The sequence below is a fragment of the Aeromicrobium sp. S22 genome (assembly GCF_009661045.1).
Lineage (GTDB): Bacteria > Actinomycetota > Actinomycetes > Propionibacteriales > Nocardioidaceae > Aeromicrobium > Aeromicrobium yanjiei.
The window spans coordinates 464,980-480,344 of the sequence record NZ_WJWV01000002.1 but is presented as its reverse complement, the minus strand read 5'-3'; the positions used below and the strand labels follow the sequence as shown (position 1 = coordinate 480,344).

General features: G+C 69.4%; 15 protein-coding genes. 8 read left to right on the top strand and 7 right to left on the bottom strand.

The window, feature by feature from the left end; translation table 11 throughout:
• Positions 1–17: 17 nt before the first annotated feature.
• From GEV27_RS11015 to GEV27_RS11000, 4 genes are all read left to right on the top strand, one after another.
• On the top strand, positions 18–1,112 hold the full coding sequence (locus GEV27_RS11015; protein ID WP_153652487.1) for a sugar ABC transporter substrate-binding protein: 1,095 nt from the start codon (positions 18–20) through the stop codon (positions 1,110–1,112).
• Positions 1,113–1,216: 104 nt separating this feature from the next.
• Positions 1,217–1,993, top strand: coding sequence for an ATP-binding cassette domain-containing protein (locus tag GEV27_RS11010; protein ID WP_153652488.1), 777 nt, complete (start codon positions 1,217–1,219; stop codon positions 1,991–1,993).
• Between the two features lie 10 nt (positions 1,994–2,003).
• Complete coding sequence (locus GEV27_RS11005) at positions 2,004–3,266, top strand: sugar ABC transporter permease (RefSeq protein WP_153652489.1); 1,263 nt, start codon at positions 2,004–2,006, stop codon at positions 3,264–3,266.
• Positions 3,267–3,268: 2 nt separating this feature from the next.
• Complete coding sequence (locus GEV27_RS11000; RefSeq protein ID WP_153652490.1) at positions 3,269–4,492, top strand: ROK family transcriptional regulator; 1,224 nt, start codon at positions 3,269–3,271, stop codon at positions 4,490–4,492.
• A 4-nt stretch (positions 4,493–4,496) separates the two neighbouring features.
• Here GEV27_RS11000 and GEV27_RS10995 read toward each other — a convergent pair whose 3' ends face one another.
• The 6 genes from GEV27_RS10995 to GEV27_RS10970 form a co-directional block, all read right to left on the bottom strand.
• Positions 4,497–5,831 (bottom strand): endonuclease/exonuclease/phosphatase family protein, encoded by a 1,335-nt coding sequence (locus GEV27_RS10995; protein ID WP_153934288.1) that lies wholly within the window; start codon positions 5,829–5,831, stop codon positions 4,497–4,499.
• Between the two features lie 50 nt (positions 5,832–5,881).
• Positions 5,882–6,613 carry a hypothetical protein gene (locus GEV27_RS10990; RefSeq protein ID WP_153934286.1) on the bottom strand — a complete coding sequence of 244 codons (732 nt, stop codon included), beginning with the start codon at positions 6,611–6,613 and terminating at the stop codon, positions 5,882–5,884.
• 29 nt (positions 6,614–6,642) lie between these two features.
• The gene (gdhA, locus tag GEV27_RS10985; protein WP_153652493.1) at positions 6,643–7,986 is read right to left on the bottom strand and encodes an NADP-specific glutamate dehydrogenase; all 1,344 of its coding nucleotides are present in this window, start codon (positions 7,984–7,986) and stop codon (positions 6,643–6,645) included.
• Positions 7,987–8,127: 141 nt separating this feature from the next.
• Positions 8,128–8,823, bottom strand: coding sequence for a GAF and ANTAR domain-containing protein (locus tag GEV27_RS10980; protein WP_153652494.1), 696 nt, complete (start codon positions 8,821–8,823; stop codon positions 8,128–8,130).
• A 33-nt stretch (positions 8,824–8,856) separates the two neighbouring features.
• On the bottom strand, positions 8,857–9,744 hold the full coding sequence (gene bla, locus GEV27_RS10975) for a class A beta-lactamase (protein ID WP_309222189.1): 888 nt from the start codon (positions 9,742–9,744) through the stop codon (positions 8,857–8,859).
• An 18-nt stretch (positions 9,745–9,762) separates the two neighbouring features.
• Entirely contained in the window at positions 9,763–11,319 is a 1,557-nt protein-coding gene (locus GEV27_RS10970; RefSeq protein WP_309222188.1) for a glutamine synthetase family protein, read from the bottom strand.
• A 47-nt stretch (positions 11,320–11,366) separates the two neighbouring features.
• Between GEV27_RS10970 and GEV27_RS18075 the strand changes: the two genes are divergently transcribed.
• Both GEV27_RS18075 and GEV27_RS10960 read left to right on the top strand, forming a co-directional pair.
• The gene (locus GEV27_RS18075; protein WP_309222187.1) at positions 11,367–12,380 is read left to right on the top strand and encodes a methylenetetrahydrofolate reductase C-terminal domain-containing protein; all 1,014 of its coding nucleotides are present in this window, start codon (positions 11,367–11,369) and stop codon (positions 12,378–12,380) included.
• Positions 12,377–13,156: a class I SAM-dependent methyltransferase gene (locus GEV27_RS10960; protein ID WP_153652497.1), complete on the top strand. Its 780-nt coding sequence runs from the start codon at positions 12,377–12,379 to the stop codon at positions 13,154–13,156. Before GEV27_RS18075 ends, GEV27_RS10960 begins: the two co-directional genes overlap by 4 nt.
• A gap of 121 nt (positions 13,157–13,277) precedes the next feature.
• On the opposite strand, the gene GEV27_RS10955 is transcribed toward GEV27_RS10960, so the two are convergent.
• Complete coding sequence (locus GEV27_RS10955; protein WP_153934284.1) at positions 13,278–14,462, bottom strand: HNH endonuclease signature motif containing protein; 1,185 nt, start codon at positions 14,460–14,462, stop codon at positions 13,278–13,280.
• A 59-nt stretch (positions 14,463–14,521) separates the two neighbouring features.
• On the opposite strand from GEV27_RS10955, the gene GEV27_RS17575 reads away from it, so the two are divergent.
• On the top strand, positions 14,522–14,773 hold the full coding sequence (locus tag GEV27_RS17575; protein WP_194944183.1) for a hypothetical protein: 252 nt from the start codon (positions 14,522–14,524) through the stop codon (positions 14,771–14,773).
• Positions 14,764–15,087: a hypothetical protein gene (locus GEV27_RS10950; protein WP_153934282.1), complete on the top strand. Its 324-nt coding sequence runs from the start codon at positions 14,764–14,766 to the stop codon at positions 15,085–15,087. The genes GEV27_RS17575 and GEV27_RS10950 overlap by 10 nt, the downstream gene beginning before the upstream one ends.
• Positions 15,088–15,365: the final 278 nt, after the last annotated feature.

Below are 15,365 nucleotides of genomic sequence, written 5' to 3'. Positions count from 1 at the left end.
AATTGGAGGCGGTCTGTGTGAAGCGGACACGCAATCTCATGCTGGCGACGGTCATGGGTGCGGCTCTCGCGCTCAGTGCGTGCGGCGGCAGTGACAGTGACAGTGGCGGAGGCGACGGCGGCGGCAGCGGCGACAAGGCCGAGGGAAAGATCGGCGTCATCCTGCCCGACACGAAGTCGTCGGTCCGCTGGGAGAGCGCCGACAAGCCGGCGCTGGAGAAGGCCTTCAAGGCCGCCAACGTGGACTTCGACATCCAGAACGCCGAGGGCGACGCGGACAAGATGCAGACCATCGCCGACGGCATGATCACCGATGGTGTGACCGTCCTCGCGATCGTCAACCTGGACTCCGACTCGGGTGCGGCCATCGAGGAGAAGGCCAAGAGCCAGGGCGTCAAGACCATCGACTACGACCGCCTGACGCTGGGCGGCTCGGCTGACGTCTACATCTCGTACGACAACAGCAAGGTCGGCGCGCTGCAGGGCGAGGGCCTCCAGAAGTGCCTGGGCGACAAGGACGCGAACCTGATCTACCTCAACGGTTCGCCGACGGACAACAACGCGACGCTCTTCTCGCAGGGCGCCCACAGCGTCCTCGACAAGAACACCAAGTACAAGAAGGTCGGCGAGCAGGCTGTCCCGGACTGGGACAACGAGCAGGCCGTCACGATCTTCGAGCAGCTCTACACCAAGGTCGACGGCAAGGTCGAGGGCGTCTACGCGGCCAACGACGGCCTCGCCGGCGCGGTCATCTCGATCCTGGACAAGAACGGTCAGGCCGGCAAGGTCGCGGTCACGGGCCAGGACGCCACGGTCGAGGGCCTGCAGAACATCCTCGCGGGTGACCAGTGCATGACGATCCAGAAGTCGGCGACCGGCCAGGCCGGCGCGCTGGCCGAGGTCGCCATCGCGATGGTCAAGGGCGAAGATCCCGAGACCACGGGAACCGTCACGGACGACCAGGGCAAGCGTGACGTCCCGGCTGTCTTGCTGGACCCGGTGGCGATCGACAAGACCAACGTGAAGGCCGTCATCGACGCGGGCGACATGAAGGCCTCGGAGCTCTGCACCGGCAACTTCACCAAGCTGTGCGCTGACGCTGGCATCAGCTGACACACACAGGTGGCGGCTCCCCGGGGACGACCCGGGGAGCCGCAGCCCGCAACGCCCCGTCATCACCGCACCGCCGCACACAGCGCCCCATCGGAGGCCCAGCAATGAGCACGTCCCCGCTCCTCGAGCTGCGAGGAATCAACAAGAGCTTCGGTGTCGTCCACGTCCTGCACGACGTCGACCTCACCATCTACCCGGGCCAGGTCACGGCACTCGTCGGCGACAACGGCGCCGGCAAGTCCACCCTCGTCAAGGCCGTCGCAGGCATCTACCCGATCGACAGCGGCGAGTACCGCTTCGCGGGCGAGGACGTCACGGTCCACGGCCCCAAGGACGCCTCCGCCCTCGGCATCGAGGTGGTCTACCAGGACCTCGCCCTGTGCGAGAACCTCGACATCGTCGAGAACATGTTCCTCGGCCGCGAGGTCAAGAAGGGCCCCGTGCTCGACGAGACCACGATGGAGTCGAAGGCCCGTGAGGTCCTGGCCTCGCTGTCGGTGCGCACCGTGAAGTCGGTGCGCCAGAGCGTCTCGAGCCTCTCCGGTGGCCAGCGCCAGACCGTGGCGATCGCCAAGGCGGCGCTGTGGAACTCCAAGGTCGTCCTGCTGGACGAGCCGACCGCGGCGCTCGGCGTGGCACAGACCCGCCAGGTGCTCGACCTGGTGCGGCGTCTCGCCGACTCCGGCGTGGGCGTGCTGCTGATCTCGCACAACCTCTCGGACGTGTTCGAGGTCGCGGACCGCATCACCGCTCTCTATCTCGGCCGGGTGGCAGCCGACGTCGCGACGAAGGACGTCACGTCCCGTCAGATCGTCGAGCTCATCACGACCGGTACATCTTCCGACATCGACGGGGCTGCCGCCCCGTCCGCGAACGCCTGAGGGACCAGACATGACTGACATCATCTCGGACGCGGAAGAGGCGGGCTTCGCCAACGACCGCACGCAGTCCAACACGCTCGGCGAGGCCGCCCGGGCGTACGTCAACCGCGTGCGCGGCGGCGACATGGGCGCCCTCCCGGCGATCCTGGGCCTCATCGTCTTGTTCATCGTGTTCGGCTTCGCCAACGACCGCTTCTTCTCCGCGCTCAACATGGCCAACCTGATCACCCAGGCCGGCGCCATCATCGTGCTCGCGATGGGCCTGGTCCTGGTGCTGCTGCTCGGCGACATCGACCTGTCGGCGGGCGTCACCGGCGGTGTCTCGGCCTGTGTGATGGGCCTGCTCATCGCCAAGCACGATCAACCGTGGGGCGTCGCAGTGCTGCTCGCCCTCGTCACGGGTGCCGTCATCGGCCTCGTGATCGGCGTGCTGGTCGCCAAGCTCGGCATCCCGTCGTTCGTGGTGACCCTGGCGTTCTTCCTCGGTCTGCAGGGCGTGACGCTCAAGCTGATCGGCGACGGCGGCTCGGTCCGCGTCGACCAGGAGGTCATCAAGGGCATCACCAAGAGCAACGTCCCCGTGGTGTGGGGCTGGGTGCTTGCGATCGTCATCATCGTGGCGTTCGCGGCGCTCTCGCTGCGCAGCCACCGCGCCAAGGTCACCAAGGGCCTGCAGCACCAGCCGCTCGCGGTCGTCGTGGCGCAGATCGTGGCCTTGGCCGTGATCGTTCTCGTCGTCACTGCCGTGCTCAACGTCAACCGTGCGCCCAACCCGGGCTTCACGATCGAGGGCGTCCCGTACGTCCTGCTGCTCGTCGCGGCGCTGCTGATCTTCTGGACGTTCGTGCTCAGCCGCACCTCCTACGGCCGCCACGTCTACGCGGTCGGCGGCAACGCCGAGGCCGCACGGCGCGCCGGCATCAGCGTCGACCGCATCCGCATCTCGGTGTTCGTGTTCTCCTCGAGCATGGCTGCGCTGAGCGGCATCATCGCAGCGTCCAACCTCGGCAAGGTCTCGACCTCGTCGGGCGGCAGCAACACGCTGCTGTACGCCGTGGGTGCGGCGGTCATCGGCGGCACGAGCCTGTTCGGCGGCAAGGGCAAGGCGCGCGACGCGGTCATCGGTGGTCTGGTCATCGCGACGATCGCGAACGGCCTGGGTCTGCTCGACCAGGCGTCGTACATCAACTTCATCGTCACCGGTGGCGTGCTGCTCCTCGCTGCCAGCGTCGACGCGATCTCCCGCCGGCGGCGCTCCGCGACAGGCCTGTAGGCATGGCCTCCGCCGGACGCGCTGGAGTCGGCACCAACCAGGAGGACGTCCGCCGGCACAATCTCGGGACCGTTCTCGGTCACGTGCATCGTGCCGGCAGGCTCTCCCGGGCCGAGCTGACCGCGCGCATGGGACTCAACCGCAGCACGATCGCAGGACTGGTCACCGAGCTGGAGTCGTTGGGCCTGGCCGAGCAGGCCAAGCCCTCAGGGGCTCGCATCGGCGCCGGACGCCCCTCCGTGGACGTCAAGGCACGCACCGGGGCGTACGTCCTGGCCGTCGACCTGCGGGTCGACGGCCTGACGGTCGCCCGGGTCGGGCTCGGGGGAGTCGTGCAGGCCCGGGCCACCGGCCCGGTGCCCACCGGCCACGACCCCGACGCCACAGCGTCCTCGGTCGTCGAGCTCATGCGGCTGGTCGTCAAGGACGTCGAACCCGGCTCGGCGCTCGTGGGGGTCGGCGTGGGGGTGCCGGGCATCATCCGGGCCGATGACGGCCTGGTGCGCCTGGCCCCCAACCTCGGCTGGCGCGACGTCCCGTTCGCCAAGATCCTCGCGGACCGCATCGGCACGTTCGCGGTGCCGGTCCTGGGCAACGACGCAGACCTGGGTGCCCTCGCAGAGCACCTCAGGGGAGCCGGCGTCGGTGTCGAAGACCTGGTCTACCTCTCCGGCGAGGTCGGCGTGGGTGCTGGCGTCATCGTCAACGGGCACAAGCTCGAGGGAGCGGGAGGCTACGCGGGCGAGATCGGGCACATGCCGTTCGTGCCGCAGGGCAAGCTCTGCCACTGCGGCGCGCACGGCTGCTGGGAGACCGTCATCGGCGCGGACGCGATCGCCCTCGCGATCGGCTGCCCCGCCGAGCGGGTGGGGGCGCTGGGTGAGTTCCTCGAGGGCGTGCACGAGGCACCCGACGACCTGCGTCTGGTCGGCCGGCACCTCGGGCGGGGGCTCGCGGGGATGGTCAACATGCTCAACCCGCGGGTGATCGTGCTCGGCGGCTACCTGCGCTCGTTGTTCCCCCTGGTCCACGAGGACGTGGAGCGCGAGCTGGAGGTGCATGCCCTCATCGCACCGCGTGAGCTGGTCCGGGTCACGCTGCCCGGGCTGGGCGGCGACTCGGTGCTCCACGGGGCGGCAGAGCTCGCGTTCGAGCCTTTGCTCGCCGACCCGGTCGGGCGCCTGGCCTCGGCCTGTCTCGACGCCGACGCCGCGCTCGCGGTCTGAGGGGCTACGGCGCTGCCCTCCGGGGCGACGGCATGAAGAGTCGGGCCCGGACGGGGTTGTGGTCCGAGGCGCGGGCGCCGACGTACCGCCCGCGCCTGAGGTCGGCCATGACTTCCCAGCCGGTGACCCCGAAGCCTCCGCGGACGAAGATCCGGTCGATGTGCCCACCCCACCGTGTGTTGCGGTTCGGCGTGCGGCGATAGCCGTTGTAGCTGTTGAGATAGGGACGGGTGTAGGTCGCCGAGCGCTGGTACGCGTCGCCGAGGCCGGCCTTGCCCAGCAGTCTGCCGACGACGTCGTCGGAGCGGGTGCGGTCGGAGTTGAAGTCGCCAGTGAGGACGACAGGCATCTTCTTCGCGGTCCGGTCGATGTGGCGGACCAGTGCGGCCGTCTCGCTCTTGCGCCGACGGGTGGCCCCTGCCGTGCGTCCCGGCGTCAGGTGCACGTTGACGGCGAGGAGCTCATCGCCCGTGAGCCTGTCACGCAGGCCGATCCAGTCGGCCGGGCGTCCGTGGGGCAGTCGGAAGGAGCTCTCGAAGGGCGCAGGGATGCCCACGCCGGGGCACTCGTCCCCGGCGTAGTACCAGGTCCCCTTGTACAGCCGGTACGGCTTGTCGGTGACCATGTCCCAGTGGTAGTCGTCGATCCAGGTGTAGTCGATGGCCCCGGTGTACGGCTTGCTGAGGCAGATCGGGATCGGCACGTCGCGCTTGACCTGGACGAGGCGGGCGGCGCGGTAGTACATGACGTTGCGCCGGCTGAGGTGCGCCTGCCGGTAGCCGAGCTGCTCCAGCCGCGGCCGCAGCTCCTTGCGCTTGAGCCCGCTCTCCTGCAGGGAGACGATGTCCGCGTCGGCCTGCTTGATCTTGGCGAAGATCGCTTCACGGCGGAGGGACCACCTGCCACAACCCTGCGCGGTGCTGCAGAGATTGTAGGTGACGACCGAGATCGAGGGGTGCGAAGTCTTGTTGGCTCGCGGCATCGTCGCGTGGCAGTGGGCGCTGGAGCGTGCACCCGATCCGCCACGTCCGATCGCGCGGACGGTCAGGCAGTACGTCGTGCCGGGGCGCAGCCCGCCCACGGTCAGCCTGGTCGACCGCCCCGTCGTCGAGCGGGTGGTCGCGGACGAGGTGGATGCCCGCGCGTGCGACCGTGAGTAGGCCACGCGGTAGCGCTTCGCGCCCTTGGCCGCGGGCCAGGTGACGGTGAGGGAGTGCGGCGATGACGCGACGACGTACGGGGCGCTCGGTCGGGCAGGTGCCGCCGACGCCGGGACGACCGGCACGACGAGCGCGAGAGCCAGCGTGACGAGGAGGACCAGTCCTCGGGGAGTGCGCATCCGACGATGCTAGGGCGAGTGGGGCAGCGCCGTGGCCGAATCGGCACTCTCTAGCTGCGGGTGATGATCCGCTTCCACGGCCCCGGTGGGACCTGCGCGTAGTCGACGAAGCGCCAGTCCACGCGGTCGCTGTCACCGTTGAGCTCGGAGAAGTGCAGGCAGCCGTTCAGTGCGGGGGAGACGTCCATGCCCGCCCGGTTGTAGCGCTTGTTGGCCGGACGGGCGTCCTTGGTTCCGAACACGTACTTCTTGTCGTGGTACTTGCCCGGCCCCGCGTCCTGGATCTGGCCGTAGCAGTGGTGGCCCCGGCGGCTGATCTTGACCCAGCGGTTCTTCATGATGCTGCGGTCCGGGTCGCGGACGATCCTCCTCCACGGGGACTTGTCCGCCCACGGGACGACCTTGCGGCGCTGCGCGAAGCCGGCGCGGTCGTTGAGGTCGTCGTAGGGCAGGTCGAGGTAGAACGGGTTCTCCCGCGGCTTCATCTTCGTGGGGAAGTAGCCGTTGCGGGCCGTGCGCCTCTCGGTCTCGCAGCCTCGCGCGGTCACCACGCCGTCACACCCGCCGTAGCTCTCGAACCAGTGGTCGTCGTACGTCGAGAACATCTGGCTGCCGTCCTCGGCGCTCGGGTCGAAGATCTCGCCGACCCAGAACGTGGTCGCGACGATGTCCGTGTGCCCCGGGTAGCGGGTCCCGCGCTGCTCGGCGTGGGACGGCAGCGCCGTCGCGACGAGCATCGCGACCAGGCCCAGGGGGAGCAGGATCGTGCGGAGGGTGCGCATCCCCCGAGGGTAGGGGGCTTCCGGGTCGCCTAGATGACCCCGAGCGCCAGCATCGCGTCGGCGACGTGCGTGAAGCCGGCGATGTTGGCTCCCGCGACGTAGTCGCCCGGCACCCCGTACTCGTCGGCGGTGGCGAGGCACCGGTCGTGGATGCCGCGCATGATCTCGTCGAGGCGGCGCTCGGTGTGCTCGAACGACCACGAGTCGCGCGACGCGTTCTGCTGCATCTCGAGGGCACTGGTCGCGACGCCGCCGGCGTTCGCGGCCTTGCCGGGAGCGAACAGCACGCCCGCATCGGCGAGGACCTTGGTGGCCGCTGCGGTGGTGGGCATGTTGGCGCCCTCGGCGACGATGCGGCAGCCGTTGCGCACGAGCGTCGCGGCGTGGTCCTCGTCGAGCTCGTTCTGCGTCGCGCACGGCAGGGCGATGTCGGTCGGCACGTCCCAGATCGATCCGCTCGAGCCCAGCAGGGCTCGGCCTCCGCGGCGCTCGACGTAGTCGGCGATCCGGCCTCGCTCGACCTCCTTGACCTGCTTGAGGGTCTCGACGTCCACGCCGTCCTCCTCGACGACGTAGCCGCTGGAGTCGGAGAACGCGACCACGGTGCCGCCGAGCTGGACGACCTTCTCCATCGCGTAGATAGCGACGTTGCCCGAGCCCGAGACCACGACGCGCTTGCCCTCGAACGTCTCGCGCTGCTGCTTGAGCATCTCCTCGACGAAGAAGACCGTGCCGTAGCCGGTCGCCTCCTTGCGCACCTGCGAGCCGCCCCAGGTGATGCCCTTGCCGGTGAGCATCCCGGACTCGTAGCGGTTGGTGATGCGCTTGTACTGGCCGAACAGGTAGCCGATCTCGCGGCCGCCGACGCCGATGTCACCCGCGGGCACGTCCGTGTACTCGCCGATGTGGCGGTAGAGCTCGGTCATGAACGACTGGCAGAAGCGCATGACCTCGCCCTCGCTGCAGCCCTTGGGGTCGAAGTCGCTGCCGCCCTTGCCGCCGCCGATCGGCAGCCCGGTCAGCGCGTTCTTGAAGATCTGCTCGAAGCCGAGGAACTTCACGATGCCGACGTTGACCGTCGGGTGGAACCGCAGTCCGCCCTTGTACGGGCCCAACGCGGAGTTGAACTCGACCCGGAAGCCCCGGTTGATGCGCACGTTGCCCGCGTCGTCGACCCACGGCACCCGGAAGATGATCTGCCGCTCCGGCTCGCACAGGCGCTCGATCACCGCGGCCTGCGTGTACGACGGGTGCTTGGCCACGACCGGACCCAGGCTGTCCAGGACCTCGCGGACGGCTTGGTGGAACTCGGCCTCGCCCGGGTTGCGGGCGATGACCTGGTCGAAGACGGCCTGCAGGGTCGAGTCGGTCATGTCCTACCACTTCCTGGTCGTGCTGACGGGCGGGGTCCCCGAGAGGGGGAACCCGTCGAGGCTATCCGGCGTGCGCGCTGCGCCGTCGTGGCACCTGCTGCAGAGCCGCGCGAGGCCGTGTGGCAGGGTCGCGACGCCGGGTCAGTCGAACAGCCCGGCCTTCAGCCCGTTCTTGACGATCTCGGACGCGACGCGGTGGACCTTGACGTTGCGGGCCTGGGAGACGCGGACCATCGCGGCGAAGGCCTGCTCGGCCGTGATCTGCAGGGCCTGCATCATCATTCCTTCGGCCTGTCCGATCAGCGTGCGGTTGATCAGTGCCGAGCTCAGGTTCTCCTGGTCCGTTGCTGCGGTCATCGCGACGGCGATGTGGGCCGCGAGCGCGTGAGCCGACACGCGCTCGTCCGGTCCGAACGCGTGCGGTTGGTCGGAGTAGAGGTTGAGGCAGCCCATCGCATCGGGACCGATGAACAGCTGCAGGCTGAGAGCGGTGCGGATGCCGAGCGATGACGAGGCCGCAGGGGCCCAGGAGGGCCAGCGATCGTCGCTGCGCAGGTCGCTGGAGTAGACGGTCTCCTGGTCGTGGATCGCCTGCAGGCAGGGCCCCTCGCCGGTCTCGTACTGGAGGTCGTCCGCGCGGGTCACGACGTCGTCGGTGGGGGCGACGCTCTTGATCTTGCGATTCCTCATCACCAGCGAGATGCCGGCGTGATCGCAGCCGTCGACGATCGACAGGGCCGTCGCGGTCGCGGACTCGTGCGTCGCCGTGACACCGAGCTCGCCGGCCAGCGCGCGAGCCATGCGGGCGTACTGATCTCCGGAGTAGTCATGATGCACGGTTGAAGTTTGTCATGGATCGGCCCGGTCGGCTCAGGCCAGACCAAGCGCACCGATCGCGATCTGCGTGGCGTCGGCGATGACCGCGTCGTCGTACTCATCGCCGATCTGGTCGCGCCTCGACATGACTGCGATCAGGACGGGGGAGCGTCCGGGAGGGAACGCGACCGCGACCGCCGTGCGCACGCCGTGGCTCGCACCGCCCGTCCGGTCGGCGACGACCCACCCTTTGGGCACGCCCGCGCGGATGAGCGCATCGCCGGTCGTGTTGTCGACCATCGTGGTGCGCAAGAAGTCGCGGTCGTGGCGCGGCAGCGCCTTGCCCACGACGTACTCGCCGACCGTCGTCGCCAGGGCCTGAGGCGTCGTGGTGTCGCGGACATCCCCCGGGACGGCGGAGTTGAGGTCCGGCTCGGTGCGCTCGGGATTGGTGACGCGGTCACCGATGCGGTCCAGCTCGCGATCCAGCTGGGCCGGCCCGCCGATCTGCTCGAACAGCAGGTTGGCTGCCGTGTTGTCGCTGAATCGCAGCGCAGCGTCGATGAGGTCGCGCAGGGGCAACCCGTCGGCCAGGTGCTTCTCGGTGACAGGTGAGCCCGGCAGCAGATCGGACGCGTCGTAACGGATGGTGCGGGCGAGGCCCCGGCGTGAGGTGCGATCGAGCACGACCGCCGCCAGCGGTGCCTTGATCGTGGAGGCGAACGGGAACCGTTCGGTGCCGCGCCAGGTCACCCGACGGCCGGTGCCCGTGTCCACCGCGAAGACGCCCAGCCGGGTGTCGTACGACGTCTCGAGCGCGGCGAAGCCGTCACGGACGTCGGGTGTCGCACTGGCGCGGGCGGGCGGCGCATCCGCGCTGCTGGGGCCGCAGGCGGCCGCGACGAGAACGGTCGCCGCGGCGAGCCAGGTGGATCCTTGCACGGTGTCTGCCGACCCCGCTCAGCCGACGTGCCAGTAGCGCCGCACGAGCTCCTCTCGGGTCTCGTCGTTCCTGGCGGCCTTCTTCAAGAGCTTGGCGTCGTCGTGAGCTCGCAGTCCCTCGATCACCGCGTCGACGAGGTCGGGCGGGAAGACGCCGTCGGCCTCCAAGGCCGCCCGGTCGCGCTTGAGGGCATCGGCCGACTCGGCGCACGACTCCGGCAGCTGCTCGAATTTGCTGTGGTCCTCGGTGCTGAGACGTGCGGCCAGCTTCAGGCTCTTGGGGTCGCGCAGCCCGCGCCTGGCCGCGACGGCCATGCCGGCGAGGAGCAGGTGGACGTCGGCCGAGCCGTCGCCGAGCCGCAGCTCGACCGTCTGCGGGTGGATGTCCTGCTCGGGGATCGGCTCGGAGCTGCCGGGGTTGGCGTGGGCAACCATTCCGGGCAGCACGCCGCCTCCCCAGGCGAGCGGCACTCGGACCAGACCGGTGCGGTCGGTCTCTCCCCAGCAGATGCCCTCGGGCGACTCGCCGCCCTCGGTGAAGCGCAGGTACGACGTCGGGACGGTGTTGCCGAACGCCGTCAGCGCCTTCGCCATCGACAGGTAGCCCGCGATCAGCTGACGTCCGGTGTCGTTGACACCGCCGTCGTCCGTGATCGCGCTGGCACCGTCACGCACGAGCCTGCTGTGCACGTGCAGTCCGCTGCCGGCGCCCTCACCGCTGACGGACGGGGCGAACGTCACCTCCAGGCCGTGCTGGTAGGCGACCTCTCGCACGACCCACTTGGCGATGACGAGTGCGTCCGCGGCCTGCTCGATCGGCACGGGCCAGAACTCGATCTCGTGCTGCACCAGCTGGCGGTCCTCCTCGAGGATGTTGCCGACCTCCCCGTGGGCGTACTTGAGCTTGATGCCCATGCTCGCCAGATGCCCCAGGACCTCCTCGCGTACCCACTCTCCCTTGGAGAAGGGCGAGGACTCCTGGTAGCCGTGCTCCTCCTCCACCGGGAACACCCGCTCGGGCTCGTCGACGAGGTAGTACTCGAGCTCGCCGAACGCTTCGAGCACCATCCCGGTGTCCTCGGTGAGCACCTCGGACGCCCGGCGGACGACCTGCTCACGCGCGTACGACAAGGGCTTGCCGTCCTCGTCGTAGAACGAGCACAGCACGTCGAGCGAAGGACGCTCTCCGAACGGGTTGACGAACGCGGTGCGGTGACGCGGCACGATGTAGACGTCGCTGGCCTGGCTGCCGACGCCCGGGAAGATGCTCGAGCCGTCGACCCGCTCACCCTGCATGAGCACCTCGGTGAGGTGGTCCTGCGAGTCGATCGGGAAGGCGATCGTCTTGAGCCGCCCGTCGCCGCCGACATAACGCAGGTTGACCTGGCGCAGCTCCAGCTGTTCCGCGGCGTGGACGAGATCGTTGCAGGTGAACTCGGCAGCAGGCTTCTCGAGCAGTCGGACGATCGGGTGGGGTTCGAAGGCGTAGTTGACCATGACGTGGTCGTACCCCTTGGTCGTCGCGCGACGCTCCTGGGCGTAGTCGCATCGCGCAACGGTCCGCGGGCTGATCACCCCGCGGCGACCTGCCGGTTGGCTGGTCCCGGTCTAGTATCTGGCAGGTGTCCTCTGCCACCTCCTGCCCGAAGGCGATGACCTTCGGCCCGTGCGGTGGCGTACGCGACGACGCGTCGTGCGAGATCGACCCGCGTCCCTGCCCGTTCGCCGGCCCTGCCGCGGACACCGTGCGGTGGGAGCGGGAGCTGCTGCCGTCGACGACCCCGGGCAGCGCCCTGCTGGAGGCTGCGGAGCACCGGCCCGTGGTGCTCACGGACCTGACCATCCCGGCGTACGACCCGGACGGCCTGGCCGAGGTCACGCGGACGCTCGCCGACTCGTGCGACGCCGTGCTGGTCGGGGAGCACCAGAACCGACCCGACTTCCCGCCGACACTGATGGCGGCGCTGATCGCCCAGGCCGGGGGAGTGCCGTGGGTGACCCTCGCGTGCCGCGATCGCAACCGCGTCGTGCTTGAGCAGGAGCTGGCCGGCCTCGCGGTCGCGGGCGTCGACGGCGTCCTGTGCGTGACCGGGGACGGCCGGGCCCAGGGCGTACGCCCGGACGTCACCCAGGTGTTCGATCTCGACGGCACGCAGCTCGCCGCGCTCGCGGCCCGGGCCGGCCACGCCGTCGCCGTGCCGGAGGCGCCGTCGGCAGTCCCACAGCGCCTTCGCCCCGCACGCCTGGTGCAGAAGCAGCACGCGGGCGCCCACCTGGCAGTCCTCAACCACGTGGGGACCGCCGAGGAGGTCGCCACCTTCGTGGCTGCGTCCCGCGACCTCGGCCTGACGATCCCGGTCATCGCCGCGGTGGCCCTCTACACCGACGAGCGCTCGGCCCGCGTGCTGCAGAACTTCCCCGGGCTCCACCTCGATCCCGGTCAGGTCGCGCAGGTGCTCGGCGCCGCGGACGTACGGTCGGCGGGCATCGAGACGGCCCTGGACGAGGCGCGGGCCTTGTTGGCCATCGACGGTGTGGCCGGGGTCAACCTCTCCGGGCTGGCCTCCGGCGACGGGGCGCTGGCCGGGGCGCAGGTCAAGGCTGAGACAGGTCATCTGATCCGGGAGGGTGCATGAGCGAGGCAGAACCCATGGTCGACGAGTTCGACACCGTCGCGTGGTGGACGGCGTCCGCGGTCGAGGAGCTGGGTGAGGACCACGCCCTGCCGGCCGCGTGCCGGGGCAGCGGCAGCCCGGCCGGGCTCGACTGGCTGGCCACCTCGATGGGGCTGGAGCCGGGCATGCGCCTGCTCGACTCCGGCGCGGGCGTCGGCGGCCCGGCCGAGTACGTCGCCCGTGGCTACGGGGTGCGTCCCGTCCTGGCGGAGCCGATGGAGGGCGCCTGCCGCGCCGCGGTGCGCCTGTTCGACCACCCCACCACGGTCGCCGACGGCCTCAGGCTGCCGTTCGCGGACGAGACGTTCGACGCGGCCTGGTCCCTCGGCGTGCTGTGCACGATCGAGGACAAGCGGACCTACCTCGAGGAGCTGCGGCGCTCTGTGGTCCCCGGCGGTGCGGTCGGCCTGCTCGTCTACACCCGGGGGGTCGAGTCCCTGCCTGACCAGCCGGAGGGCAACTCGTTCCCGAGCCGGTCCGAGCTCCTCGACCACCTGGCGGCGACCGGACTCACGGTCGTCGCGGAGACGCCGCTCGCCGACGTCCCGGCGACCCCGGATGACTGGGACCAGGCTGCGACGGAGGTCGAGCAGGTCGTCGAGCGCGACCACCGCGACGACGAACGCTGGCAGCGCGCCGAGTCCCAGCAGGAGACGATCGTGGGGCTGATCCGTGACGAGCTGGTCGTCGGTCTGCTCCTCACCTGCAGAAGGAGCGACACCGCGACGCCCCGGTGATCAGTTCTGCCGGCAGAGGACGGGGCATGAACGCCACCCGGGCGCGGGGACACGTCACCACAGGGTTCGTCGCCGCGCTGGCAGCGATCATGATCCCGACGTTGGCGCGGAGCATCCGCGCTCAGGCGGCGACGTACTCCATCACGAAGTCGGTCCGGGGTGGGTAGAGCTCGATGACGAGGGGCTCGGGTGGCGGTTGGGGTGGGCTGGTCGACCAGTGCAGCAGGCCGTGGCCCTTGAGGTTGTGATGTCGTCGGCACAGCGGTCCCATGTTGTCTCCGTTGGTGGGCCCGGCGGGGTGGGGTATTCGGTGGTCGAGATCGCACCGCTCCGAGGGCACCATGCAGCCGGGTGCTTGGCACACACCGTGGAGGAACTGCAGCGCAAGAGCGAGGGTGTCGGGGGCGAACCTGCCCACATATTCGTGGGCCAGGACGTCGTCGGTGATCGGGTCGACGACGATGCGGTGCCAAAACGTGCTCCCGCTCGCAATCACCTCGGCGAGCCAGGGGGCGGGCACAGCCCAGGCGCCGTCGGTGGACTCCGCGAACCCCGGTGTCGCACCGGCAAGGACGTCCGCTCCGACGGTCACGGCGATGTTCGCGTCCACAGCTGAGGTGACGGAGTCGGAGCTGGTGCACCAGGCGACCAGCAGGTCGGCCTCACGCTGGGCCACGGTGCGGTCGTCGTCAGGGTCTGCGGACTTGCGAGCCTCCTTGCGAAGACGCGCCTCGATGGCCGCAGCCTGGTGGGAGGGCAGGTAGGCGTTCAACCAGGACATCGAGTCGTCCCCGTGGGTTACGGAGACGTGCCGCTGGTCCCGTTGGGCGTCGGCTCGTTCGGTGGCGAGGTCGGACTCGACCCGCTGGACGAATCGGCGCAGCCACTGCTGCAGCTCGGCCCCGGTGTGGCTGGTCGCGTAGCCGATGACGCGGTCGTCGAGCCGGTCGACGGATTCCTGACGGTGCAGCTTCTCGATGGTCGCGCTGATGTCGCGGACCCGGGAGAAGTCGATCAGCCCGTCGACGAATGCCTCCCACACGAGGGGGGTTTTCTCGCGCACGCGGTCGGCGATCGACAGGCGCAGGTGGATCTGTGCCTCGGACATGCCGGTGGCCTCCCCGATCGTCAATGCGATCGCGGATCGTTCGATCTTGCGCCGCAGAGACGACTCGATCGAGGCGGTGCGGGCGATCTCGGCGTCCCGGTAGTCGAGCATCGTCTGGACGGTGTGAGCCTCAGCCCGGGCCTGGCGTCGTACGGCATCCGACAGCGACTCAGTGGTCGGAGCTGTCGTGATGGCCATACCTCAAAACTAGTGGTGGCCACCGACACTTTCTCCCGCGCTCGCAGCCCATTCCGGGCATGTGGATTCCGGTGATCGCGACAGACTGGCCGGTAGACCCTTTGCGGGGAAAGACGCGGGCGCGCGGTCTGCGGATCCGGCCCGATTACACCGCCGGCACCTGCGTCGAGTGCAGGCAGACGTTGGACTCGACGACGATTTGTTTGCTCGCCGACCACATCCGCGCCGAGAACCACGAGGACGAGGAAAGTGGCAGCGAGGAGAGTAACGTCGATCGCACCACCCGTGAGAGAGGCGACCCATGGACGTGATCACAGATGAGCACGAGGGCGACCTCATCGTGGACGACGGAAGCGACGTCGACGTCCAAGGCACGGTCGCTGGCTCGTGCGAAGTCCGCGGCGGAAAACTGGAGGTACACGGCACAGTGACCGGAGACGTGACGGTCCTGGCAGGCTCGGTCACGGTGGCCGGCACGATCGCCGGTGACCTCGTGGTCAGCGACGGCACGGTCGACGTGCACGGCACGATCGTGGGCCGACTCATCGATGATGGCGACAACCAAATCACGGTTCATCCCGGGGCGCACGTCAACGGCACCGAGGCACCCACGGTAGGGGCATGACTGCGGGTCACCCCATCTATGACCGTCACGGACCGTTCGCGGTCCCTCGAGGAGAACATCAACGCACCGAGACACCGAGGATCCAGTACTTGCTTCCTGGCGGTCCGCCCCGCGCGATGGCCACGACGAGAGAAGTGGTCCCACAGCCAGAAGCCCGCACGGGATCGGTGAGGGCTTTCGTCGTGTCAGGACTCAGCCGTTGCTGACGTGAGCCGAACCGCTGGTTCACTCGCGGGGAAATGACGTGAGTTTTCGACATCCGCACGTGCCGACAGCCG

What these genes read in the sequence shown, in the direction of transcription:
- GEV27_RS11005 (WP_153652489.1), top strand. Translation starts at nt 2,004, where the DNA reads ATGACTGACATCATCTCGGACGCGGAAGAGGCGGGCTTCGCCAACGAC.
- GEV27_RS10955 (WP_153934284.1), bottom strand. Translation starts at nt 14,462, where the DNA reads ATGGCCATCACGACAGCTCCGACCACTGAGTCGCTGTCGGATGCCGTA.
- GEV27_RS10995 (WP_153934288.1), bottom strand. Translation starts at nt 5,831, where the DNA reads ATGCGCACTCCCCGAGGACTGGTCCTCCTCGTCACGCTGGCTCTCGCG.
- GEV27_RS17575 (WP_194944183.1), top strand. Translation starts at nt 14,522, where the DNA reads ATGTGGATTCCGGTGATCGCGACAGACTGGCCGGTAGACCCTTTGCGG.
- GEV27_RS10990 (WP_153934286.1), bottom strand. Translation starts at nt 6,613, where the DNA reads ATGCGCACCCTCCGCACGATCCTGCTCCCCCTGGGCCTGGTCGCGATG.
- GEV27_RS10960 (WP_153652497.1), top strand. Translation starts at nt 12,377, where the DNA reads ATGAGCGAGGCAGAACCCATGGTCGACGAGTTCGACACCGTCGCGTGG.
- GEV27_RS11010 (WP_153652488.1), top strand. Translation starts at nt 1,217, where the DNA reads ATGAGCACGTCCCCGCTCCTCGAGCTGCGAGGAATCAACAAGAGCTTC.
- GEV27_RS10950 (WP_153934282.1), top strand. Translation starts at nt 14,764, where the DNA reads ATGGACGTGATCACAGATGAGCACGAGGGCGACCTCATCGTGGACGAC.
- gdhA (WP_153652493.1), bottom strand. Translation starts at nt 7,986, where the DNA reads ATGACCGACTCGACCCTGCAGGCCGTCTTCGACCAGGTCATCGCCCGC.
- GEV27_RS11000 (WP_153652490.1), top strand. Translation starts at nt 3,269, where the DNA reads ATGGCCTCCGCCGGACGCGCTGGAGTCGGCACCAACCAGGAGGACGTC.